This window comes from Microcoleus sp. ARI1-B5 (assembly GCF_036705795.1).
Classification (GTDB): Bacteria; Cyanobacteriota; Cyanobacteriia; order Cyanobacteriales; family Microcoleaceae; genus Microcoleus.
The window spans coordinates 156,318-178,832 of sequence record NZ_JAUBVK010000015.1 but is presented as its reverse complement, the minus strand read 5'-3'; the positions used below and the strand labels follow the sequence as shown (position 1 = coordinate 178,832).

The 22,515-nt window shown below is 44.4% G+C and carries 21 protein-coding genes and 1 pseudogene; 6 read left to right on the top strand and 16 right to left on the bottom strand.

Annotated features, from left to right (window positions below; translation table 11 throughout):
• The first annotated feature begins 100 nt into the window (after positions 1–100).
• The 3 genes from QUB63_RS21445 (at position 101) to QUB63_RS21435 (ending at position 2,871) form a co-directional block, all read left to right on the top strand.
• The gene (locus QUB63_RS21445; RefSeq protein WP_332947327.1) at positions 101–1,318 is read left to right on the top strand and encodes a hypothetical protein; all 1,218 of its coding nucleotides are present in this window, start codon (positions 101–103) and stop codon (positions 1,316–1,318) included.
• Between the two features lie 77 nt (positions 1,319–1,395).
• Positions 1,396–2,163, top strand: a complete 768-nt coding sequence (locus QUB63_RS21440; RefSeq protein WP_332947326.1) for a hypothetical protein — start codon at positions 1,396–1,398, stop codon at positions 2,161–2,163.
• Positions 2,164–2,241: 78 nt separating this feature from the next.
• On the top strand, positions 2,242–2,871 hold the full coding sequence (locus tag QUB63_RS21435; protein ID WP_332947325.1) for a pentapeptide repeat-containing protein: 630 nt from the start codon (positions 2,242–2,244) through the stop codon (positions 2,869–2,871).
• Positions 2,872–3,074: 203 nt separating this feature from the next.
• Here QUB63_RS21435 and QUB63_RS21430 read toward each other — a convergent pair whose 3' ends face one another.
• The 9 genes from QUB63_RS21430 to QUB63_RS21390 form a co-directional block, all read right to left on the bottom strand.
• Positions 3,075–3,209: a hypothetical protein gene (locus QUB63_RS21430; RefSeq protein ID WP_332947324.1), complete on the bottom strand. Its 135-nt coding sequence runs from the start codon at positions 3,207–3,209 to the stop codon at positions 3,075–3,077.
• 135 nt (positions 3,210–3,344) lie between these two features.
• Positions 3,345–4,613: a WcaI family glycosyltransferase gene (locus tag QUB63_RS21425; protein ID WP_332947323.1), complete on the bottom strand. Its 1,269-nt coding sequence runs from the start codon at positions 4,611–4,613 to the stop codon at positions 3,345–3,347.
• A gap of 161 nt (positions 4,614–4,774) precedes the next feature.
• Positions 4,775–5,212: an ATP-binding protein gene (locus QUB63_RS21420; RefSeq protein ID WP_332947322.1), complete on the bottom strand. Its 438-nt coding sequence runs from the start codon at positions 5,210–5,212 to the stop codon at positions 4,775–4,777.
• A gap of 555 nt (positions 5,213–5,767) precedes the next feature.
• Positions 5,768–6,001 carry a hypothetical protein gene (locus QUB63_RS21415; protein WP_332947321.1) on the bottom strand — a complete coding sequence of 78 codons (234 nt, stop codon included), beginning with the start codon at positions 5,999–6,001 and terminating at the stop codon, positions 5,768–5,770.
• A gap of 27 nt (positions 6,002–6,028) precedes the next feature.
• On the bottom strand, positions 6,029–7,027 hold the full coding sequence (locus tag QUB63_RS21410; protein ID WP_332947320.1) for a sugar transferase: 999 nt from the start codon (positions 7,025–7,027) through the stop codon (positions 6,029–6,031).
• Positions 7,028–7,333: 306 nt separating this feature from the next.
• Positions 7,334–8,002, bottom strand: coding sequence for a DUF3318 domain-containing protein (locus QUB63_RS21405; protein WP_332947319.1), 669 nt, complete (start codon positions 8,000–8,002; stop codon positions 7,334–7,336).
• A gap of 172 nt (positions 8,003–8,174) precedes the next feature.
• Positions 8,175–9,803: a DUF2079 domain-containing protein gene (locus tag QUB63_RS21400; RefSeq protein ID WP_332947318.1), complete on the bottom strand. Its 1,629-nt coding sequence runs from the start codon at positions 9,801–9,803 to the stop codon at positions 8,175–8,177.
• Between the two features lie 125 nt (positions 9,804–9,928).
• The gene (locus QUB63_RS21395; protein ID WP_332947317.1) at positions 9,929–10,723 is read right to left on the bottom strand and encodes a polysaccharide deacetylase family protein; all 795 of its coding nucleotides are present in this window, start codon (positions 10,721–10,723) and stop codon (positions 9,929–9,931) included.
• Positions 10,716–11,444 carry a glycosyltransferase gene (locus QUB63_RS21390; RefSeq protein WP_332947316.1) on the bottom strand — a complete coding sequence of 243 codons (729 nt, stop codon included), beginning with the start codon at positions 11,442–11,444 and terminating at the stop codon, positions 10,716–10,718. The genes QUB63_RS21395 and QUB63_RS21390 overlap by 8 nt, the downstream gene beginning before the upstream one ends.
• 282 nt (positions 11,445–11,726) lie before the next feature.
• Here QUB63_RS21390 and QUB63_RS21385 point away from each other — a divergent pair, with 282 nt between their 5' ends.
• Together QUB63_RS21385 and QUB63_RS21380 are read left to right on the top strand one after the other, a co-directional pair.
• Positions 11,727–12,656, top strand: a complete 930-nt coding sequence (locus QUB63_RS21385; protein WP_332947315.1) for a polysaccharide deacetylase family protein — start codon at positions 11,727–11,729, stop codon at positions 12,654–12,656.
• A gap of 36 nt (positions 12,657–12,692) precedes the next feature.
• The gene (locus QUB63_RS21380; protein ID WP_332947314.1) at positions 12,693–14,180 is read left to right on the top strand and encodes a DUF5009 domain-containing protein; all 1,488 of its coding nucleotides are present in this window, start codon (positions 12,693–12,695) and stop codon (positions 14,178–14,180) included.
• Between the two features lie 20 nt (positions 14,181–14,200).
• Here QUB63_RS21380 and QUB63_RS21375 read toward each other — a convergent pair whose 3' ends face one another.
• The 4 genes from QUB63_RS21375 to QUB63_RS21360 all read right to left on the bottom strand — a co-directional run bounded on the left by QUB63_RS21375 (position 14,201) and on the right by QUB63_RS21360 (position 17,964).
• Entirely contained in the window at positions 14,201–14,833 is a 633-nt protein-coding gene (locus QUB63_RS21375) for a retropepsin-like domain-containing protein (RefSeq protein ID WP_332947313.1), read from the bottom strand.
• A gap of 69 nt (positions 14,834–14,902) precedes the next feature.
• Positions 14,903–15,961, bottom strand: coding sequence for a hypothetical protein (locus QUB63_RS21370; RefSeq protein ID WP_332947312.1), 1,059 nt, complete (start codon positions 15,959–15,961; stop codon positions 14,903–14,905).
• 184 nt (positions 15,962–16,145) lie between these two features.
• A complete protein-coding gene (locus QUB63_RS21365; protein ID WP_332947311.1) occupies positions 16,146–17,402 on the bottom strand; it encodes a hypothetical protein in 1,257 nt (418 codons plus the stop codon).
• A gap of 28 nt (positions 17,403–17,430) precedes the next feature.
• Positions 17,431–17,964 carry a hypothetical protein gene (locus QUB63_RS21360; RefSeq protein WP_332947310.1) on the bottom strand — a complete coding sequence of 178 codons (534 nt, stop codon included), beginning with the start codon at positions 17,962–17,964 and terminating at the stop codon, positions 17,431–17,433.
• Between the two features lie 206 nt (positions 17,965–18,170).
• On the opposite strand from QUB63_RS21360, the gene QUB63_RS21355 reads away from it, so the two are divergent.
• Complete coding sequence (locus tag QUB63_RS21355; protein ID WP_332947309.1) at positions 18,171–19,643, top strand: NB-ARC domain-containing protein; 1,473 nt, start codon at positions 18,171–18,173, stop codon at positions 19,641–19,643.
• A 122-nt stretch (positions 19,644–19,765) separates the two neighbouring features.
• Here the strand turns inward: QUB63_RS21355 and QUB63_RS21350 are convergent, their stop codons facing one another.
• From QUB63_RS21350 to QUB63_RS21340, 3 genes and pseudogenes are all read right to left on the bottom strand, one after another.
• On the bottom strand, positions 19,766–20,128 hold the full coding sequence (locus QUB63_RS21350; protein ID WP_332947308.1) for a type II toxin-antitoxin system HicB family antitoxin: 363 nt from the start codon (positions 20,126–20,128) through the stop codon (positions 19,766–19,768).
• A 79-nt stretch (positions 20,129–20,207) separates the two neighbouring features.
• Positions 20,208–21,617: a ferredoxin:protochlorophyllide reductase (ATP-dependent) subunit N gene (locus tag QUB63_RS21345; RefSeq protein ID WP_332947307.1), complete on the bottom strand. Its 1,410-nt coding sequence runs from the start codon at positions 21,615–21,617 to the stop codon at positions 20,208–20,210.
• A 518-nt stretch (positions 21,618–22,135) separates the two neighbouring features.
• Positions 22,136–22,515: pseudogene (locus tag QUB63_RS21340) on the bottom strand (DUF5331 domain-containing protein); the annotation flags it as partial.

The following is a 22,515-nucleotide window of genomic DNA, read 5'->3' as shown; positions in this document are numbered from 1 at the left end:
AAAGCCTAACACCAAAAGGTTTTTGGGAATCTAATCATACGATGGATAGCGAAGACCAGAACAGCTGATCTCAGGTTATTCTCCCATAAAAAGCATAGATATGCCAAAACTACCCAAAGTTGATGATTTACTCTACTCCATCGAGCAAGACCCTAAATACGCCCATCTCCGCGAACAGGCAAAAAATCCACCTACTACCGAAAAACCGAAAAATTTCAGGCAGAAACTCCTGAACGGACTAAAGGAATTACTCATCGCCGATCCAAAAGCCTTTCACGGAACGGCTATCGTTTCTCAAGACTTGGCGAAGCAAGCAACACTGACTGCGGGCACAGTTACTGTCAGCAGTCTGTTTAACTTCTTCACAAATTATCCCTTACTGTTCTTTGCCTTTAAGGATATGGGCTTGTTTGGTGTGGTGTTGACTTCGTTGTGCAACATCCTGATTTTGAAATTCACTAACGACACAACGACGGCTGTTTCAGCCCGCACAAAATACAACAAAACATGGCAACAATGGGCGATCGCCGCCTCCCTATCAATCAATATCCTCCAGTCGATCGCCTCTCTCGTCGGAACAGAATTAATGCTCAATCAACCAGGGCTGAGCCAGATGAAAGCAGCAGAATCGACTGAAAAACAGGTAAAACAACTGGAAACCCTCAAGCAACTTGATAGTCCCCAATATCAAGACACTGCGAAACGCTGCCAAGACGGAGAACGGGAATTAAACCAACTCGAAAGAACCAATCCGCGATGGGAATCTCTTTTTGTCCAACTGTACGGAACTTGGGGCGATCGCAACACTAATTGGAATCAACTTCCCTTAGAAAAACTTCCTTCGTGCCGCCAAGTCGATCGGCTGCGAACAGAAGCTTATCAAAACTACGAAACAGCGAAGAAAAACATGGAACAGTTGCTGGTGATCCGTTCTCAGATGGGCAACGATCTTGCTTTTCTCAAAAAAGAAATGCCGCGACTTTACGAACAGCATTTCATTCCTTCCGGTGAAATTGCCTCCGGGATTGAAGCAACGCGAATGGCAATTCTCAGTTGCACTAACAAACTGCTGAGTGGCGATATCGCAGGAATGGGTTTCCCCTTATTCATGCTGCTGCTGTCTGTGATTACTAGCGGCTATGCTTGCGCGATGACGATCGCCCTTGCTTTCCGCGAAGATACCGAAAAATCGTTCAGCGATGCAGTCAAGAATCAGCGAGACTTTTGGCTGGAAGCCCGCCGCCGGGAACTGATGGCCCAGGCAGAAACCTTGACTGACATCTGCCCCAACTCTGACAACGGCAGCCATCTCAACTAATTGTAGGGTGCGTGGCAACTTCCTTTCGTCGCGCCCCTCAACCAAAAAATTAGCGATCGCCCATCAAAGAGGTAAACATGATCAACTCACAACATCCCAGCTCCGCCAAAACCCGCATCTCCCTAGTTCCCGACTCAGAAAACCCGGTTGTGCATCCCCAGCCATCTATATCCGACTCGGAATACAAAATCCGCCTGCTAAGCCTCTATATCGCTCAAGTGCAGCAAACCGGACGCACTGACTACCCGGAGTTGGTACAGTTTTTAGACCAAGTTTACGCAGTTGAAAATGCCTCTGAGGGAGCAGAAATCCTCCCAAACCACTACGACATTCTCCTGCAAAATCTGCAACTGGCACAAGCTGACATTTTGATGGCTTCTAAGGAAATTCAAATTCTGCTAAACATATTGGCAGATGAACTTGCCCAGAAAAACCTCAAAGACGAGCTGGAAGAACAAGTGCGATCGGGCATCCGGCAAGAAATTCAGCGCTTCCTCAAAGCAGCAGAATACCTCCTCGATACCGCCCAACAGCACGCTATTCAAACGCAGTTCCGGTTCTGGAAATCGCGATCGAGCCCTGAAGAAATAGAGGCCGAAGACCTTCGCAAACGGATCAACGATCTCAAATACATCCGCGAGTACCTCGCAGAACACCTGCGAATTCGCGAACTTATCCAAGAATTCGTGCCGGCAGAAGGCAAAATCGGCAACTTCCACCGACTGCACAAATACCTCGAACTGGCCCCCAGTGCTGCTGACTTTTTAGGCAACTGCCTCCAGCAAACACTCCAGCGCAAAATTGCAGGCGATAGAAAGTTTGTGACTCCCAAATCATATCGATAATTTCTCACCTTTAGCCGCTCTCCAATTCCAAGAGCGGCTGCCAACTCAACAAACTCGACATAACTCAGGAAAACAGCCATGATGCCATTTTTTGACGCAACTTCTAACCGCAAACAAATGAACAGCGCACAGTTTCGCGACGAATATGACCGAGGACAGAGAGATTTCAGCTACACCAATCTCACAGCAGTAGATTTAAGCGGCATGAATCTCTCAGAAATTAACTTTCACAGTGCGGTACTGTGGAAAGCTAATTTAGAAGGAACAAACCTCTCAAAAGCTAACTTAACAGAGGCTAATTGCAGCCAAGCTAACCTCAGTTGGGCGGCGATCGGTTTTGCTCGCGCCGAAAGTGCCAATTTCTCCAGTGCCCGATTGCATCAAGCTGACTTGCACAGCATTCGCGCCCTTGGCTGCAACTTTCACAAAGCTGATTTAGAAGGAGCTAATTTAAGTCGAGGAGACTTAGAACGAGCCAATTTAAGCCGTGCAAATCTCAGCTATGCTGATGCGAGTTGGGCTAATCTCAACGGTACTAATTTAGCTGAGGCCAACTTGCACAAAACTAACCTCAGTTGGACGGATTTGGATGCCTCGAATCCCGAACACGCTCGCTTGGGACTGACGGCGCTTACTGGAATTCGCCTCCCTTGGGGCGTCTATGTTATCAACCACAAAAAAGCGCGCAAAGAGCATAACGAGAGTTAGTTTGTAGATTTTGCCCTTTGACTGTCGCGATCGGATATTTTTTATTAACTTGTTCAATCCGCGACAGCCAAAGGAGTGAAATGATTGGCGTTGCTGATTGACGCTATCAATTAAGTTCAGCGCGAGTCAAAGGCGCTTCATAGTCTATCTTCTGGCCTGAAAAATGTGAATTTATGCTCAAATTAAGTAAAGCCATATTCCCCTCACAAGTCCGGTTGAATTAGGATCGATCGCACTTCAGCCCGCAACTGCTCTAACTCTCGTTGAGCGCGATCGCCTCTTTCCACTTCTAAATCAGCCCTGGAGGCACGGCTATGGACAAACCACTTTTTTCCCAAAATTCTTCGTTCTCTCGCGTATATTCGCTAAAAAACCATGCTGGAGAGAAGAAAATTTTCCCTAGGAGTCGGATTGCATCTGTGGTCGATCGAGCAACAGATAATTGTTGGTGTTAAATAACCCAATTATTCTGATTATTTCGGCAAAGGTTCCAAGATTTTCTCAGCATGACTAGCCGCCACCGCCGCAAATAAAGCCTCATAATGATTCAAAGCTTCCTCAAATCCGTAATTCTCCACAGCATACTTTCTACCTTGCTCGCCCAACGCATCCACCCGATCGCAATTTAAGAACAAATCCTCAACAGCATCAGCCAAAGCCTGCGGATCTTCCGGCGCTACCACAACCCCGCCGCCGCTTTGCTGCACTGCTTTCTGCGCCGTGCCAGTTTCAGGAACCGACGCCAAAATTGCCCTGCCGCTGGCGAGAAGCACTTGAATTTTTGAAGGCATATTAAAGTTAGTAACCCGGCGCTTTTGTACGACCAAACTAACATCAGCAGCAGCTAACATTTCGGGCAATTTTTCTCGCGGTTCAAATGGCAGCAACATTACATTAGTAGCTTTGTAGGTTTCGCAATCTTTTTGCAAGCGCGTCAGTGCTGTTGATTCGCCCACAATTACAAAAGCAATTTCGGGAATATGTTTCAAACGGGCCGCTGCTTTGACAACTGTTTGTAAGCCCTGAGTTAGCGCAATATTTCCAGCGTAAAGAACCACAAATTTGCCGTTGAGTTTGTGGGTTTCGCGAAAAGGGTTATTTTCCTTGGGTAAGGGACGGATGAAATTGACATCAACCCAATTAGGAACGCAAACTATTTTTTCCGGGGGTACTCCCTGAGAGTGCAATTTTTTGACAAAACCGCTGTCGATGACGCTGACTTGGCTGGCTGTGCTGTAGGCAAATTTTTCGAGGGCGTCAGCAATGCGAATTAGCACTCCGTTTTTTTTGACCAAGCCGACGCGCACGGCTGCTTCTGAGACGATATCTTGTACGTTGAGGACGATCGGGATATTGCGAGTCCAGCCGTAAAAGGCGACTGGGACGCAAATCGGTAAAGGTGGCATTGTGGAGAAAATCACGTCGGGACGCCAGCCTCTGAAGGCTTGGACGGCGCTGGATGCGACAAAACTACCGTCTAGCAACAGCCGGTCTAGGAGGCTGGGATGGGGGCCGTTGACGCGCAGGTAGCTGCGCTGAATTGTGACGCCGTTGTGTTCTTCGGTGAGGTAGAATTTGCCCCGATATTGCGGATAAATTCGCCGCTGGGGATAGTTGGGCATTCCGGTGACGACTCGGACTTGGTGGCCGCGCTTGACTAGGCCTTGGGCTAGTTCTGTCATCAGGGGGGCGATGCCGATCGGCTCTGGATAGTAGTTATAGGAATAAATTAGAATACGCATAATATTTAGTTTGAAGCAAATTGGCCTGCCGCGACTAACTCGATCGTCCACCCGGTAAATTGCAGAGGATGTGGTTGGGTTCCCGGGAGCATCTCAGGGGCGGCGCCCGGACCTGCCGACGATCGTCAGAAGCCGCCCAGGATCGGGCCCGCATCGCGCCCTTAGATAATGTTTTTGCGCATTACCAGGCAGTTGCAGCGATCGTCGGTACGGATATAGCGAAGCTCGTCGGTGAGCTTGTACATGAACACCAGTCCCCTTTCTCCTTCTCTGTCCAAGGGATCGCGCTGCTCTTGCAGGATCGAGCGCAGCTTTGATTCCAGGTTGAAGGGTTGACCCCTGTCCCAAATCCTAATTTCTAAGTAATCTGCAAACACTTTTACCTCAATGTCGATCGGCGTCTCGGGGGGCAAGTTCTGGTGAGCATGGCGGACAGCATTTGTAAAGCCTTCGTTAACAATCAGGCTGCACTGCCACCACAATTCCTGTGGTATCAGCGGCAGAACAATATTCTCCAACCATTCCGAAACTTGTGTCAGAGCCTTTAGGTCTGTTTTAACCTGAAGGTGGAACTCGGCATTTAGTTGCTCGTCTTTCATTTTTCTTCTCCCTGGTCGCCCCCCACCACCGCTGTAGTCAGCGCAGGTTGGAGAGGAAAAGGAGGGCAATGTCTTGGCAACATATTAGTTTAGTCAAGCTTGAGTTGAAGAAGCCCGTTTTGCCTCAAGGTGAGCATTCCTTTCGCACCATTTACTCGCACAGAAAATGAGAGGCTTCCGATACTGTAACCCGCCTCGGTAGGGCGTTTAAATAGGAAAAATTCCCGATTCAGTCGATTGAAGAATTGAAGAATTGAAGAATTGACTTGCAGCGCCGTGAATCAAAGGAACCCGAACTTTAGTCTAAAATTTTAGGTTTTCCACGACAGGAGTCGCAAAGCCAGTATCCGTTTTTGGGCGGGGTCAGTCGATTTGAGATTTGAGATTTTTCGATTTGAGATTTGACTCTCGCATTGAATCTTGGAGATTTAACAAGAGTGTAAAATGTTCGATCTCTCCACGACTGAAGTACGTGGCACGGTATCCGTTTTTGGGCAGGCGTCAGCTTGCCGGGAGTGATTTGAGATTCGACCGTGTTAGCAGTCGGTACTTTTCTCAACACACCTGAGTTCTTGTCGCGATCGAAAACCCTGCTGGCGTCATTCGATCGCGACCTCGAACTTGCAAATTGCTAATTAATGCTTCGATCGCAGATCTAGCAACTAGCTGCACATTTTCTTCGCTGTGAATTTTAACACTTAATACTAAGGTAAGTATCGCGAGCGATCGCCTGCTTGACTTGCGTATCGAGTTCGAGTTGCCGCCGCCCGTCGGCAACAGCAACGCCACAGTTCAGCGGTGGGTTGTTGACCGCTGCTACATAGCGCCACTATTTTTGTTAAACAGCACAGTTATGGTTTTAACAATTAGTTTCAGGTCATACATCAGGCTCCACTCTTGTTGGTATTTTAAATCTAAACGGATGACATCTTCAAAATCGCGCACTTTAGAGCGACCGTTAACTTGCCATTCGCCGGTCATCCCGGGCTTGACATCCAAACGCTGCCACTGAGGGACTTCGTAGCGCTCAACTTCGTCTGGGGTAGGGGGTCTGGTGCCGACTAGACTCATTTCGCCTTTGAGCACGTTCCAAAACTGCGGCAGTTCGTCAAGACTCGTCTTGCGCAAGATGCGCCCGACTTTGGTAATCCGCGGGTCGTTGTCATTTTTGAAAAATGCGCCGGAAGCTTGGTTTTTAATTTGAGCTTTCATGGCTTCGGCGTTGGTACACATCGATCGAAATTTCCAAATCCGAAATTTTCTCCCCATCCAGCCGCAGCGGGTTTGTGCAAAAAATATCGGGCCCGGATCGTTAATCGTGATGGCTGCGGCTATGGGTACGAGCAAAATTCCCGTAATCATCAAACCGACGATTGCCCCAACGACATCTATCAGCCGTTTCACCAACGATTGCACTGAGGGGTGCGTCATCGGTAGCTGATTGTCCGAGGAGTCGGTCACTGTGGGAGTTGAGGTTGCAGAAGGCTGCTCGATAGTCAGCACTTGATCTAGGCTGGTGAGAGCAAATACTGCCATCACCTGCGGCTTGAGGCTGTGCAGCACCAAGTCGCTACCGCGCTGTTTGGCAAATTTCAGATTGCTGACTAAAGCACCGATCCCGCTACTGTCAATGAATGTCGTCTGACTGAAGTCTAGGACAATTTTGCTGGGAACGGTGCTTCCAGAGAAAAGTTGCTGGCAGGTTGTCTTGAAGTTTACGGCTTCAAGTACGCTCAAGCGCACGGGTATGTGAACGGAGGGAATCTCGTCCAAGTACGTAACCCGAAAATCTGCCTCTGGGGTTTGGCTGACCATGAAGTCCTAGTTTCAAATTTCAAGCTGATGTCTTTAGCCTATTGTGTCCTAGCCGCTCCACCTTTACCAAATATTGTTCTTATCAAAAGGCTAGCTTTATGCAAACTTTACAATAACGCTTGAAAATTCGATCGGCGAGCGTCCCGATATCAAAGGCAAGGGTAGACTTGAGTCTACCCGTCAAAGTTTGGGCGGAAAGATTTTTTGAACGCAGCCGCTGCCAAACTGGTATTACCGCAGTTAACACGAAAGTCAAAAGTTAACCGTTAACTTGAAAACCCCCGCACCAAACGTCGGGGGATGAGGTTAAGAATTGTAGACGTTTTCTGACTGGGAGGTTTCGCGGGTGATGGGTTTGACTTTGGCTTTGGCTTTGGCTGCGTTGCGTTTCAGGGCCTGGAGACGAGCTTCGTACTTAGCCCGTTGAGTTTTTTTGGAAGTTTGCTCGATTAAGGTTTTTAAGGCGCTGCCGAGGCTTTTGTAGGCGTTTGGGAGGGTGTAGCCGAAGCGGGTGGCCAGGGCGAGGGCTTTTTCGTCAGCATCTACTGCTTCTTTTAAACTTTTCTCTCCGTTGTTTTTTTGGTAAAGTCTCCAGCCGGAGACGCCGCACAGAGATAGGGCCAGTAACAGCAGCAAGCCGTCTTGCACCCAAAGTTCGCCGACGGCGCCGCCTAAACCGATGGCGAGGGCAGCCATTTCCCAACCGTCTCTGGGGATGGTGTCGTTTTGGATTCTGGCGACTTCGTGCCAAAATAGGAGGTTGCGCTGATCCATTGCTAGCTGTTCCCAGCGGATCAGGTCTATCTGTATTTCTACCTGGTCTTTGCCTATTTCTTCGCTGCGGATCAGGGTGGGATTAACTTCTATTGTTTTTTCTACTGTTACCCAACTTTGGAGTTCTGGGGGCAGTATGTTTTTCAAGCGCCGGATCTCACTCATCTCGGCTCTTGCTGTAGAGGTTGCATAGGATGTCATAGCTCCGGCCTATTGATTTTCTAAAGGTTAGTATGTGTCTATTTCTGGAGTATAGCAAACCTTGAATGCAAATCTAGTCGAGCAACGGGGGTCGATCGACCTTTTGGCAATTTTACTTGATTTTACTCGCTCGGGGGCGATCGCAACTGCGCGATCGATCGTTTCCTTTCGACTATTTCATCAACGGTTGGATTTCTTGGCGCAATTTCGACCAAGCCGCCAAAACATCAGGCTTAGAAGTTATGCCTTTTTGAACTAAAACCACCCCGTCCAATACTTCAGCAATTCCGTAAGAACCGTTCTGCAGAGCTTCGTCTGTAAAACGCACTCCCCCCCTAACTCTACCTCGGTCAACGGGAGCTTTTAAATTATTCTGCTGCAACTGCCACAAATCTAACAGCGCATAATCGACCTCCACCACTTTTCCCTGTTCATCTTTCATCTGCATTACTTCTAAACGAATCAGATTTCGGCGGCCCGAAAGGTGAGAAACTATATAACCGCTAGTGGAAACGCTAGCATCTTGAGGAATCAAACTTAAGACTTTTTTGACATTAGCTGCATGACCCAGTTGAGCCGGCAAAGATTGATAAACCCAAGGTTGAAAAGAATAAGGAGAAATAAAATACAAAGCTCGACCCGGATTAGAAGTGTAGGTAAGTACGATCGACAAACCAATACACCCAATCCAGAAGCGGTGGAGCCTCGGTTTAAATTTATCTTGATGCTGCGACCACCACAGTATTGTACCGTAAAATAACCCCGGAATTACAGCAAAGGTGTAGCGAGTGTTGATGGATGTAGCAGCCTGATTAACAACTTGCAGCAGCAGAACCAGTAAAGGAAAAACAGTCATTATCCACGCGCTCGGAGTAATAACAGGTACAAATGCTAAGGGCAACCAATGACCTAAAAGGTATAAAATTCTCCTCCCTGCATCTTTAAAAAATACTTCAATCATTATCTGAGGTTGGCTGATAATCGCCCACAGCAGTTCTAGAGTTGACGGATTCTCCGTTTTGACGAATTTCCTAAAGTAATTAGCTATGTACAGGCGGGAATTGTCAGCCGAAAACATCGGCATAATTGTATTAGTTACGAACACCACATAGCTAAAGCCCAGAGCGCACAAAGCTATGCCCGCCCGGGGGTAGCGGCGGCTGACAACTAAATACGCTCCGATCCCAAACAAGCTAATTCCAGCATCTTCGCGAGTGCCTAAAGTTAAAACTGCGAACAGCCAAAATAGCGACCAGCGCTGCTTTTCTAATGCTAGGAGCAAGCTAAATACAAATAGAGGAATTTGGCAGTGTTCGTAAAAATTTCCCAGCGTCGGGCCTATGACACCGTTTGCTCCGTAATAGCTGGCTACTATCATTACCGAAAGGGGAACAGATAGATAATGTCTTGCTAAGAAATACAGCACTATTCCGGCGGCGGCAATTAAACCTACTTGCAAAACAATCAAAGTAACAGGAGAGGGAAATAAGGCATAAATCGGCATCCAAATCAAAAAATCTATAACAAAGTGTTGCCCTAAATGGATGTAAGACGGGTATGACAGTTGTCTGTCCATCAACGAGGCGCTAGAAGCGGCTGAGGACATTGAACTTTGAAAAAATCTGCCGTGTACGCTATTCCAAAATACTTGGTTAAATAGGCCGTGATCGTAGGTGGATAAGAAGCTTTCGTAGCGGATTATGCTAAAAGTTAAAACTAATATAAAAAAAATGGCTGCTAGGATTGTAACTTGACGCAATCCTGTTTGATTGTTCCACGAGTCGAGAGGTTTGAATTTCATAGTTTTTACTGCACCAGATATTTTTTCTAAGGTTGATAGGACTTACCCACAGGTTGCCAGAAACCGGGTTTTTCGCCAAAATACTTGGCTCAAACCGTTAATAAGAGTTAAAAAACCCGGTTTCTTTAGTCGGAGTGCTCAAGCCCTGGCTGACTGAAGTTGTGCTTAAATTCGGAAATAGAAATAAATTTTCCTTGGGTTTTAAGTTTTGTAAGGTATTTTTCTAATTTGTCAATCATTTTGCTGCCTGAGTCTTTTTTGACGTAACCTGGTAATTTAAACTGGGAAATATCTGTGAATTCCCAGGGGTGAAAGTAGATGTTCAGATACGAGTCTGTTTCTAGGGTTAGCTTGGCTGCTAATTGTATCGCTGACAGGGGGAAGTTTTTAAAGCTCAACCAAAATAAGGGAAATCTGATCAGAGGAGTAACTGAAATGGGAAGGTTGAGCAGTTTATTGGTATAATATGCAGTTCTGGGTTTAGATAAATTGTTGTATCTACCGGGGATATAGGTGGGATTCATTGACGAGTTGTATTCGTAGCCTGCTTTTTCTATTTCTATGTCGTCAACGGGCTGAAGTCTTGCCATCCTGAATCCAGTGACGTGAGTATTAGTTATTTCTTCTAACGTTTGTTTGGATTTTTGTAAATCTTCTAGGCAAAATTGAGAGTGGTAAAAGCCGTGGGAGGCGATTTCGTGGTGTTTTGATAGTTCTCTGATTGTATCTCGGTTGTGGAGTGCAAAGTTGGCTGTGACAAAAAATGTGGCTGTAATCTCTAATCTGTCGAGAAGTACAATAATATTTGACAAGCCTCGGCTAGAGATTTCAAATTTTATCTCGTCTTCCAGGGGTTGACCGTATTCTTCGGGGATGTCAAATTCTTCTATGTCAAAGCTCAACAAGATTGATTTATTCATAGTAGCCAGCGCGGTCGTTGTATCTAATTTTAAACAAGCAGCTCAGCATTTTTAGGGAATCTTTAAGTATGTTGACTTGAGAAAGTTTGTAGAGGTGTTGCTGGGAAACTCGGGCGGGAATTTCACCAATTGTATATCCTTTCTTTTTGGCTAAGAAAAGCAGTTCGGCATCAAATGAAAAGCCTGTAAGTGTTTGTCTTTTAAAGATTTCTTGGGCTGGCATTTTTTTAAATCCTTTGAGTCCGGCTTGCATATCTCTATAGGGTAGATTCAGGATGGCTCGGGAAATTAAGTTAAATATTTTGCCGGCTATTTTTCTGAGTAAGGTAAGATTTCGGAAGTTTTCTCGATCGAGATTTCTGCAACCAATTACAACATCAAATTTTTCTAATTTTTCTACTAAGGGTTCGAGGTGTTCGAGGGAGTAAGCTAAGTCGCCATCCATAAAGCAAATGCAGTCGGCGTCTAAATGTCCGCATCCTTTTTTTACGGCATACCCTTTGCCTTGACGGTTGCTGTAAGAAATGAGTTTGATGTGATGTGTGGGGAAAGTTTGGAGTTTATTGTCTATAATTTCTAGGGTATTGTCCGTTGAGCCGTCATTAACAATGATAAAATTGTAAGCGTGATTTTTTTGAGAAAATTCTAAAATTCTGTCAAAGGTTTGCTCTATGCAATTTGCTTCGTTGTAAACAGGCAGAATTACCGCTATCTTCATCATTGTGGTTCGATCGGACTTTCGCAGAAATATGCTACCACCTCGGGGGGGAAATCACAAGTAAAGAAAATCACTTGGAAAAAATTCGGGCAACAAATAAACATTGTCAGCTTTGGACCCGGGTGGCACGAAAAGTGCGATCGCCATAAATTGTATCATGCTAGACTTGACCTAGCTCATCTTTACGGAAGACGCGATCGACAATCTAGACACTCCCAGCACCTGGGATCAAAAAACCCTCATACTGCCGCCTGACCCCTATACCTCATGAGGTTGTAATTGTCAATGGTAAATTATTTAGTTAACAAATGGCCGGAGTATTTTAAACCCGGTATGACGCCCCGAAAAAAACGCATTATTAGCTTTTTACTCGCATTCCTCCTAACTTTCATCACTTATCAAGTAATCCTAGAAATCATCACAGTAGAAATTCCGATTTTCGGCTTTCACGATATAGTTGACCTTCGGAATCCCCAGGAAATACCGCCGCAGCGGCGAGACTTTCCCGGCGACTACAGCCAGCAAAACTTGGAACCTTTTTTAGAGGATTTAGTCAGCCATAACTATTGGTTTTTGTCAACCCAAGAACTTTACGAGTATTTCATCGCCAATCCCAAAAAGCCGGTGCCGAGTGAATATCGCGATCGCAAAAAAGTTATGATTTCCTTTGACGATGGAAACAAAAGCATTTATACGCACTTACTCCCGATTTTACAAAAACTCGAAAATAAATATGGCAGAAAAACTAAAGTAGTTGTATTTGTCAACTCCGGCTTCTTAGGGCGTCAAGACTCACTCATAAAAAAGGTAACTTGTCAAGACTTAAGAGACGGAATGCAAAAAGGTTTTTATGATATTCAATCCCACGGACTGAACCACGAAAATCTTACAAAAATTTCTATGACAGCATTAGACAGAGAACTATCTCAAGACCAAATTATACTCAGAAAATGCACCAAAGACTTAGATCCAAATCAAATAGTTGCTTCTCACATAGCCTACCCCTTTGGCGCCGTCAACAAAGAAGTTGACAAATACCTCGTCAAATACTTCTCATCAGGATACTTGTACGACAGTCTCAAATTAAAATTGCGGTTTTTTCCACCCAATAAATACCGTATTTCGAGATTAACAGTCAACAAAAAACACTCCGCAGAAAGACTCAGCAGCCTAGCATTAGGAAGCTGGCTACACAAACTAATTGGCAAAAAATAAGCTAGACAGCTTTTACAGTTATTCAATGAAGAATTGGTGAGTGCATTGGAACACACAACATCGGAATCACAAAATAGCATCAAAAACCAAAAACCGCTAGCAATTGCTGCCGTTCCCCAACGCGCCGACGCGCTGGATGCGCTGCGCGGACTAGCAGTTTTAGCAATGGTTTTATCAGGTACAATAGCCCGCCAAACATTACCTGCGTGGATGTATCACGCCCAACTGCCACCGCCAGACCATGCTTTCAACAATAAACTGGCAGGATTAACCTGGGTTGATTTAGTTTTCCCCTTCTTTTTGTTTGCAATGGGGGCCGCCATACCGCTAGCTTTATCGCGCCGCCTCGCCAAGGGATGGGATACAAAAAAAGTAATTTTCTCGATTTTGCAAAGAGGCTTTTTGTTAGCATCATTTGCCATATTTCTCCAGCACATTCGCCCGGGTACAATTAACCCCGACGCATCTACCGCCGACAAGTGGTGGCTGGCTTTATGCGGATTTGTAATACTATTTTTGATGTACGTTCGCTGGCCCCAAAAGTGGTCTGTGTGGCGGCGCAGAGGGTTAACCATTGCTGCTTGGAGTGCCGGGATTGGCTTCGTATCTCAAATCAAATATCCCAACGGTGTAGGATTTTCTCTTAACCGCAGCGATATTATCTTGATGGTACTCGCAAATGTGGCGGTTTTCGGCTCGATAATTTGGCTGTTTACTCGTTCAAATGTGTGGTTGCGAGTGGGATTTTTGGGCTTGCTGTTGGCGGCGCGGCTGTCTTCTCATACTGACGGTTGGATTAAGTCTGTTTGGCTGTACTCTCCTGCACCTTGGCTGTTTCAATTTGATTATTTAAAGTATTTGTTTGTAGTGATTCCCGGTACAATTGCGGGCGATTTGCTGGGTCGGTGGATAGAGTATCGTTCGCCGGAAGAGGCGAGTTATGCTAGCTGGAAGAGTTGGCGCTATTTCAGCATTATGATTTTGATGTTTGCTGTCAATTTAGTGTTGTTAATTGGACTGCAAGCTAGATTGGTGTGGCAGGCTTCATTAGTGACGGTGGTGCTGTGTTTGTGCGGTTTGCTTTTGTTGAAAAATCCTCGGAATGTCACGGAAAATGTCTTGAACCGCCTTTACAAATGGGGGTTTTATTGGCTGGTTCTGGGTTTGCTGTTTGAGCCTTATGAGGGTGGAATTAAGAAAGATTCGGCGACGATGAGTTACTTTTTTGTAACTACTGGAATGGCGATTTTTCTGTTGATTGGGTTGACGATAATTATCGATGTGTTTCACAAGAGATGGTTTTTGCAGTTGTTTATTGATAACGGGGTGAATCCGATGATTGGCTATGCGGGATTTGCGAATATTATCTGGCCAATCCTGATTTTAAGTAAATGGGAACCGATGATTGTTGAGATGACTTCAACTTCTCCATTTATGGGGTTTTTGAGGGGTTTTGGATATACGGCAATTTTGGCGTTAATTGTGGTAGTGTGTACGAGGTTGAAACTCTTTTTGAGAACGTGAATTCTGAGGTTTAAATTGGTTTAAGTTGATATATTGTCACGCCATGTGAAAGTTATTTGCTCATCAGCTTGCCTAAACTCAATATTAAATCTATCGAACACAACTTCTCGACCCAAAAGCAATTGTTCTCCGCCTGTGTCTTTTTGCAACCATGCCACAGGAGCCAGAAAACTATTACCATCTATTGTCATTTCAACGTCGCGTAAAACATAATTCACCCTGCCGCCTATAGTCTCTGCTAATAACGTAGATTCGGCATCAGCTAAAGCATATCCTAAATCGTGACCAACTTTTAAGGAAATTAAACTTAATTCTGCCCCAGAGTCTACTAACATCATTGTGGAAAGCTCCAAATCTCTATGTTTCAACTTTACACGATAGTTGGGCTGCCAATCGTGGCGAGTAACTGTACGAAAGTGAATCGGTAAAATCTGAATAGAAGCTGTTTGACGGGGAACTAAGTAAATTACAAAAGACTCTCCTGAAGCTTTTGCTAAATCCAAAACTTCACGCAAATTTTCGCTGTGAGCGATTAATCTTTGAGCATTGTAAGCAATATATTGATTGCGATATAAGTCTAATAACATCCGACGGTTGTTATTCAACCATTTCAGCATTTCGCTGCTTTCTTCTTGAAAAAGAGTTCTATTCATAGGAGTTACTGATTTTGAGGGTTCCTTACTAATTTTTGGTTTGTGACGGAAACTACAGGGAGTTACCGCTTATGAAAGTGACTTGATAATTCCGCTTTCCAACTGATAAATTGCTGCCATGATTCCGGTTTCAGGATTTGTGAGCAGTGATTTTTTCACATCTTTCAAGTATTCTACAATGTGTTCCCGCAAAATCGGTCTTTCGACTTGGACTGTGTGATTGTAATCCCACAAATCCCAGATGATAATGCCGATGCCGACAATCGGGTCGATTAAACCTACTCCCAACTGACTAGCAACTGTACCGCCTGTTTTTGTGGCTACCTTGGCGGCGGCTTTGCTGGCAACTTTTGCTGTAACTTTGCTGCCCACTTTAGCTGCCATTCCTAATATTAAGGGTTTAGCAAGCAAGTAGCCGCTGCCGCCAACTAATACTTTTAATGATAAATTCGAGATGTTTCCTTTGTCGCTAATTGTGGTGGCAATATCGTTGAGATATTTGTCCCACTGTACTTGGGGTATGTTATAATTGTTTTGAACTACTTTCACATTTTTGCTGACTTCGGCTATGTACAAGTTAGCAGTATCTTGAGTGATTAATTGGAATCGCAGTTGAGCGTTTTTGGGTACCAGCACGCGGTTAGCAAATTCTCTTTGGAAGTCTTCGGTTAATTTTTCGGAAACGGCACGAGATGCTGCTGTCATGTCAAACCTGTTGAGTACGGCTGATTTGACGAAGTTGAAAGGGACTGTAAACTCCATCTTTTTTTGATTGAAGTAATCGAAGTACCAATCGAGGAAGCTGTTGTCTACTCGTGCTATTACTTCGGTTTCCCATTTGTCTAATTCTTTTGATGCGAAGGTTTCGGCTGTTGTATGGGCTGTTTGGATGGCGTTTTTAATGTCTTGGTTGACTTTGCTGAAGTCGTGGGGCGGGGAGACTACAACGGCTGTGGTTCCGGTATTTGTTAGCGACTGGGATATTAGAAAGTTGCCTAAGAGGGGAATGATGACTACTAGAATGACAACTGTCCAAATCATCGGTGTCACGGTTTTGATAAACTGAGCGATGACTTTGAGGCGTTCTGTTTTCTCTGAATAGCTGATTTTTTCGCTGTCTCGACTCATGGCGGTTCTGCAAGTGATGAGAATTTCTGGCTAGTTTTGATTATAGGCGGCAGTTTCTGAATTGTGTTACGGGGGTTTAGTCCGCGATTCGGGAATGGTTGGGGGAGAAGGGCGATCGCGATCGCACCTATCCCAAAGAAAATCGCGATTTTTTATTCGGGTAAATTTTCGCGTCGCGTAAAAATTATTTGCTCGTCAGCTTGTCTGAATTCAATGTTGAAGACAATGTATCAGGGGCTGATTTAATTCCCTTCAAAATACTTACTTCTAACTGATTAATTGCTGTCATGATGCCACTTTCGGGATTCTTTAACAGTGAACTTTTCACTTGATCCAAGTAGGCTAAAATGTTCTGACGCAAAATTGGTCTTTCTACTTGGACTGTGCGATGGTAATCCCAGATATCCCAAATCAATATACCTACACCCACAATAGGATCTATCAGACTAACCCCAAGCTGACCCGCAACGGTTCCACCAGTTTTTGCTGCCATCTTTGCCGCAGCCTTTCCAGCAAACTTGGTCATAACTTTACTTCCTACCTTGCTTGCCAATCCAATAAGTAAAGGTTTAGTGACTATGTAACCGCCGCCGCCAATTAATACTCTTAACGAAAAATTGGATAGAGTGCCCTCCGTGTCATTAATGGTTACAGCAATATCATTCAGATACTTTTCCCACTCTCCTTGAGGGATGTTATAACTGCTTTGAATGCCTTTAATGTTATTGCCAAGTTCGGAGATATACAAGTTAGTGGTTTCTGTAGTGATTGATTCCAATCTCATTTGTGCAATTTTGGGAACCAGTACCCGCTTAGCAAATTCTCTTTGAAAATCTTCTGTTAACTTTTCAGCAACTTTTTGAGATGCTGCTGACATATCAAATTTATGAGTTACAGCAGAAACAATAAACTTAAAAGGAGTCGCAAACTCCATTTTTTTCTGATTAAAATAATCAAAATACCAATCTAAGAAGCTATCGACGCGCCCGTTTAATTCTCCTTCCCATGTATCTAACTCTTTAGAAGCAAAATTTTCAGCTAGAGCGTGGGATTTTTTAATAGCACCTTGAATCTCTAGGCTAACTTTGCTCAAGTCAGGGGGGGCGGGAACCGTAACTGTTGATATTGGAGATGATAATGAGCGGTTAGAAGTTACCGACTGTGAAATTATCCAATTACCTAAAAGTGGAATAATTACCAGCCCGATAACACCTGCCCAAATTAGAGGGGTCACTGCTTTGAGCAACTTAGTTATGACTTTTAGTCGGTCTGTCTTTTCAGCATAAGTCGCGTTTTCATTTACTACCTGCTGCTCTAATTTAATTTGGCTATTTGAATCGATCGAGGGGCTGTCGCCTTGATTGGTAACATTAGTAACTGAGGCGCTCGCAGGTTCGCTGGCAGGCACAGCCTCTAAATTCTGACTTGGCTCGTCGCTCATATGAATTCCTTTGTTAATGAGAACTAAATTATTTATTTTCAGGGCTTTCTTCGGATGTCAAATACTCTTTTGTCTCGGTTGCTAAACGCCCTGTTGGGCCTCTTTCAACTATACTTGACTTCTTTAAGAAGAGTCCCAGTATCAGTGCCCCTGCGACTGGAAAGAACCAGAACAGAATCAAGGAAAGGAAAGCTCCGATCGCTACTCCTGCCTGTTCTGCCTCTGTTGAAGCTTGGCTGCCAACTCCTATTATAGTTAATACTAGCGAGGCAAACATAAAAACTGTCCAGAAAAGGGCAAAGCTTTTCAGAATGTTCCAAGCTGTGCCACCCTCGCGCACTTCACCAACCATTAAAGGTCGTCTAGCGATGTAAACCGGCAATACGATCGGCCCTAACAAAAAAGTTCCAATCGCCCAAGGAACTATTGCTTGCTTTTTCAATATAAATGAACCAAATTGTAAATTTCCTGTTGCCCAAGGAAAAGTTGGATCGATTTTTCTTTTTAGTGAATCCCTATATACCCAAAAGCCAAGAATTCCATAGATTAATAAGTAAGACACAGATAGCTCCTTACGATTTATTAACAAAAATTAACTACTTTTAATTTTGGCGGTGAACGTATTGCCTGTCAAGTCATATAAAGTTGGATAAAGTAGGTATTTTATTTTGAATTTAGTTGAAAAAAGCTGGATTTAGCTGGTTGAGTTGGAAAAAGTTATATTTAGTTATGTTATAATATAATTAAAAATTTACCTCCAACTGACCAATGGATGTTGAAGAAATCTTAGAATTTGCCGATCATCTGGTTTTTGCCATGACGGGCAAACACCTAGATAATCTGCAAAAGGCTATATTGCGGGGGGCGTGGGACAATCAAAAATATAAAGAAATTGCTAGGCATCATCATCGCTCTGAAATATATGTTAGAGAAGTTGGCTTCCGGTTGTGGCGGTTACTTTCAAATGTATTAGGTGAAGAACTAAATAAAACAAATTTTCGGGCAGCACTAGAGCGACGCTGGCGATTTTCTCAACTTTTGCCATTTTGGAAAGCTTTTGTAGAAACTAATAACAGTCAAGGAAAAAGTTTGCCATCCTTAGAACTATTAGACTGCCAGCAGCTAGACAGCGATATCTCTGTAGCTTATAAGGATGCCCGCGTCTTATCTTTTTCTCCAGAATTTACCGCTACCTCACACCCAAATTTAGGGGAAGCACCTGATATCTCTCCTTTCTACGGACGCACTGAGGAACTAACTACGCTAAAAAAATGGATCGTGCAGGAACGCTGTCGCTTAGTGACACTATTAGGGATGGGCGGTATTGGCAAAACAGCTTTAGCAGTGCAGTTAGTAGAACAGATTAAAGATAAATTTGACTGCGTTATTTGGCGAAGTCTGCAATTTTCACCACCTCTGGCAGGAATTCAAGCAAATCTGCTTCAATTCCTATCTAACCAGCACGCCCACCCCCCTTTTGCAGAGAAAAGCGAGGGAAAGTTTTTAGCGCTAAGCTTAGACGGTTTACTATCCCAGTCAATGGAATATTTGCAAAAGTATCGATGTCTGCTCGTTCTGGATGACGTGCAGATGATTTTCAGCAGCGGAAAATTAGCGGGTCACTACCAAACTGGATATGAGGATTATGGCTTACTATTCAAGCGAGTAGGAGAATTATATCATAATAGTTGTTTAGTCCTGCTCGGTTGCGACAAACCTAGAGAAATTACAGAATTAGAAGGCCAAAACCGACCTTGTAGGTCTATGCAACTGCAAGGTTTAGAGCCGCAAGCTGGACAGGAAATTCTCAAAGATAAAGGTTTAGTTGAAGACGAAAAATGGGAAATACTGATTGACTACTACCAAGGCAATCCCTTATGGTTAAATTTAGTTGCTACAGCGATTCAAGATTTCTTTAATGGCAGCGTTTCTGAATTCTGGCAATACTCTCCGCTGTTTTTGGGTGAAGATTTGAAATGTAGATTGCATCAAGAGTTTAACCGCTTGTCAGATTTAGAAAAACAGGTAATGTCTGTCCTTGCCAATGAGCCTGAGTCAGTTTCTATCTCAAAATTACTACAGCAAATACAGATATTTCCGACTGATTTACTCGATGCGGTACAATCGTTAGGGCGACGTTCTTTGATTTCAAAAGAAGCACTCAATAAAGGAATAGTTTTCACTCTTCAGCCTGTAGTAAGACAATATGTAAAAACTCAATATGCTCGAAGTTCAAGATGAGGCGATCGCTCTCTTCCCCTCCTGATTCTACACCTTTTGCGCTTTGGCGGTTCATAAAAAAATAAAATAGCGATCGCCCTTTAACCGTCCCTCAAACTTGATAATCCTTATCTGATTATCTTTTAGCTTGCTTTACTTAACACAACCAGAATGTACTGGTCAAGACTAACTCCTTCGCTTTCGGCTTTTTCTGCTAAACTCAAATGCAGAGATTTAGGAATCTGTAACAACAACTTACCGCTATACTCAACCTCCGTTGCAGGTAAAGGAATCTTCTCTTCACATTCATAAGCTGTCTCTATCCACAATTCCCTAGCTTCCTCAATATTCTCCATCGCTTCCGACAAAGTTTCCCCCACAGACATACAACCCGGAAGGTCTTTTATCATCGCCGTAAAACCTTCAGATTCTGGATAAAAAGTAATAGGATATTTCAGACTCAAATAATAATCCAGAGATTTGAATTGACTTTCAGCCGCGTTCATCTGCGTTAATCTGCCTACATCAGCGGTTCAAAAAAAAATAAGGTGAGCAACGCCCACCTTACTATCTTAGCTAAAGCGACTAAACCTTAGCTTCTTTCTTCACCAAATCACCCCAACCCAAATCCTTCAGGGAATTATTCCGGCGCAGCGGACGAGTCACCAACTCCAAAATATCCCGCGCATTACCAAAGCCGTGAATCTGAGCAAAAGTAAACTCAACAGACCACTTAGTATTAATTCCCCGCGCTTCCAAAGGATTAGCGTGAGCCATACCAGTAATCACCAAGTCAATATTCTGCTCGTAAATCCGGTGAAGCTGATTGTAATTGTCGGGTTTTTCGACAATCCGAGGAGTAGGAACTCCCATCTCGTGACAAGTCTTTTCTAACAGCGCCAACTCGGCGGCTTGATAGCGCTTGTCCATGTAAGGAATGCCGATTTCCGGGCAAGTCATGCCGCAGCGAATCAAGAAACGTGCTAAAGAAATTTCTAGCAAGTTGTCGCCCATAAAGAAGACTGATTTGCCGCGAATGATTTGCAGGTAATCTTCCAAACCGGCCCAGATTTGCGCTTCTCTTTCGTCCAAACCTTTTGGTTCGATGCCCAAAACTGAGCAAATCTTCTCAATCCAAGCGCGAGTTCCGTCTGGGCCGATCGGGAATGGCGCACCAATTAGCTTACACTTGCGGCGGCGCATCAACGTAGAAGCAGTGCGCGACAAGAACGGATTCATGCCAGATACATAATAGCCTTCTTCCAAGACTGGCAATTCTGTGTAGCGCTTGGAAGGAAGCCAACCGGAAACTTTGATTCCTTGCTTCTTCAATTCTAAGGTTAGCTGAGTGACAACTGGGTCGGGCAAGGAACCGAAAAGTACCAGCGGTGTGTGCTTGACATATTCGGATTCGTCTGCTGCTACTTCTTCTTTTTTCTTACCGAAATTCAGCAGTTGAGAGATAGCATTTCTTTCCTGTTTCTGAGCTTCTACAACAGGAGCTTTGTCAGGGCATTTAGCAGCCATAGCTGCCAAAACGGTATCTTCCCCTTGAGTAAAAGCGTAATCCAAGCCGTTAGCGCGCGCTGTGACGATGGGAATGCCAATTTCTGCTTCGAGTTTCGGTGCTAACCCTTCCAAGTCCATTTTGATGATTTCGGTGGTGCAGGTGCCGATCCAGACGATTACACTGGGGTTGCGATCGCGCTTAATTTGCAAGCACAGCCGCTTCAACTCGTCAAAATCGTTTAATTGAGCGGAAATATCGCCTTCTTCCAGCTCAGCCATTGCATAGCGGGGTTCGGCAAAAATCATCACGCCCATGGCGTTTTGCAAGAAATAGCCGCAAGTCTTGGTACCGATGACCAAGAAAAAGCTATCTTCAATTTTTTGATAAAGCCAAGCTACGCAGCTAATCGGACAAAATGTGTGATAATTGCCTGTTTCGCATTCAAAGTTTAAAGCTTCTGGTTCGGTAGTAGTAATAGCAGTCATATCTCAAATGTTCTCCCTTTAAATTGTTTTTAGTCTCGAACTGGACAGGTGCCGGAGCGAGGAAGTACCTGTGTTTGGCGATCGCGAACAGGCGCAGGAGCGAAAAAACATCTGTTAAAGTGCGATCGCACGAGTGGCAGCGAACAATAATAGAAATACTGGCTTTGGCGTAATTCCTCTGAAAAATAGATGCAGCCAACTGAAATATTTCCGCAGCAGCCGCAGCCTTCTAAATTTGACCTAAAAAATTCTGCGCGAGGGCTTATAATCCCTCACAGCAGGGATTTAGTGTTGTTCAAATTTAGAAATAAAAAGCCATTTGATAGTTGTGAGTTTGAGTTAATTAAAAATTTACAACTCGCAACTCACAACTCATACCATTTTCGATTTTCGATTGGGAATGACTGAGGTCGCTCAGGGTTTGGAACACGGGCCTACAGTTGCATTCTTTTTGAGAAATGGTATCACAAATAGAGCGGGAAACTTCAAGACTAGGATAGACTTGGGCGATCGCAACCTTACTTAAAATCCGACAAAAAGCCCGAAATCTCTTCATCCTCATCATCGGAATCCAAATCGCCGAGACCTAGAGCATCTAAATCATCTTCATCAGGATCTCCGGTAGTTGCTTCCCCCAGATCGTCAAGTCCGAGATCGTCGAGGTCATCGTTATCAGATACAGAGAAATCATCGTCAAGACCATCTTCGTCCAAGTCGCCCAGATCCATGTCTAGGTCATCTGAGGTCGTTGCCCCAAACGGATCGGGTATTGCTTCGGCGACAAAATCTGCATCTTCTTCCCCAAACGGATCGGATATCCCCGCTTCGAGATCCCCAGAGGTCAAAGTCCCAAATGCTGAGGCTTCATCTTCCTCGTCATCGCCGAGGTCGAGACCGC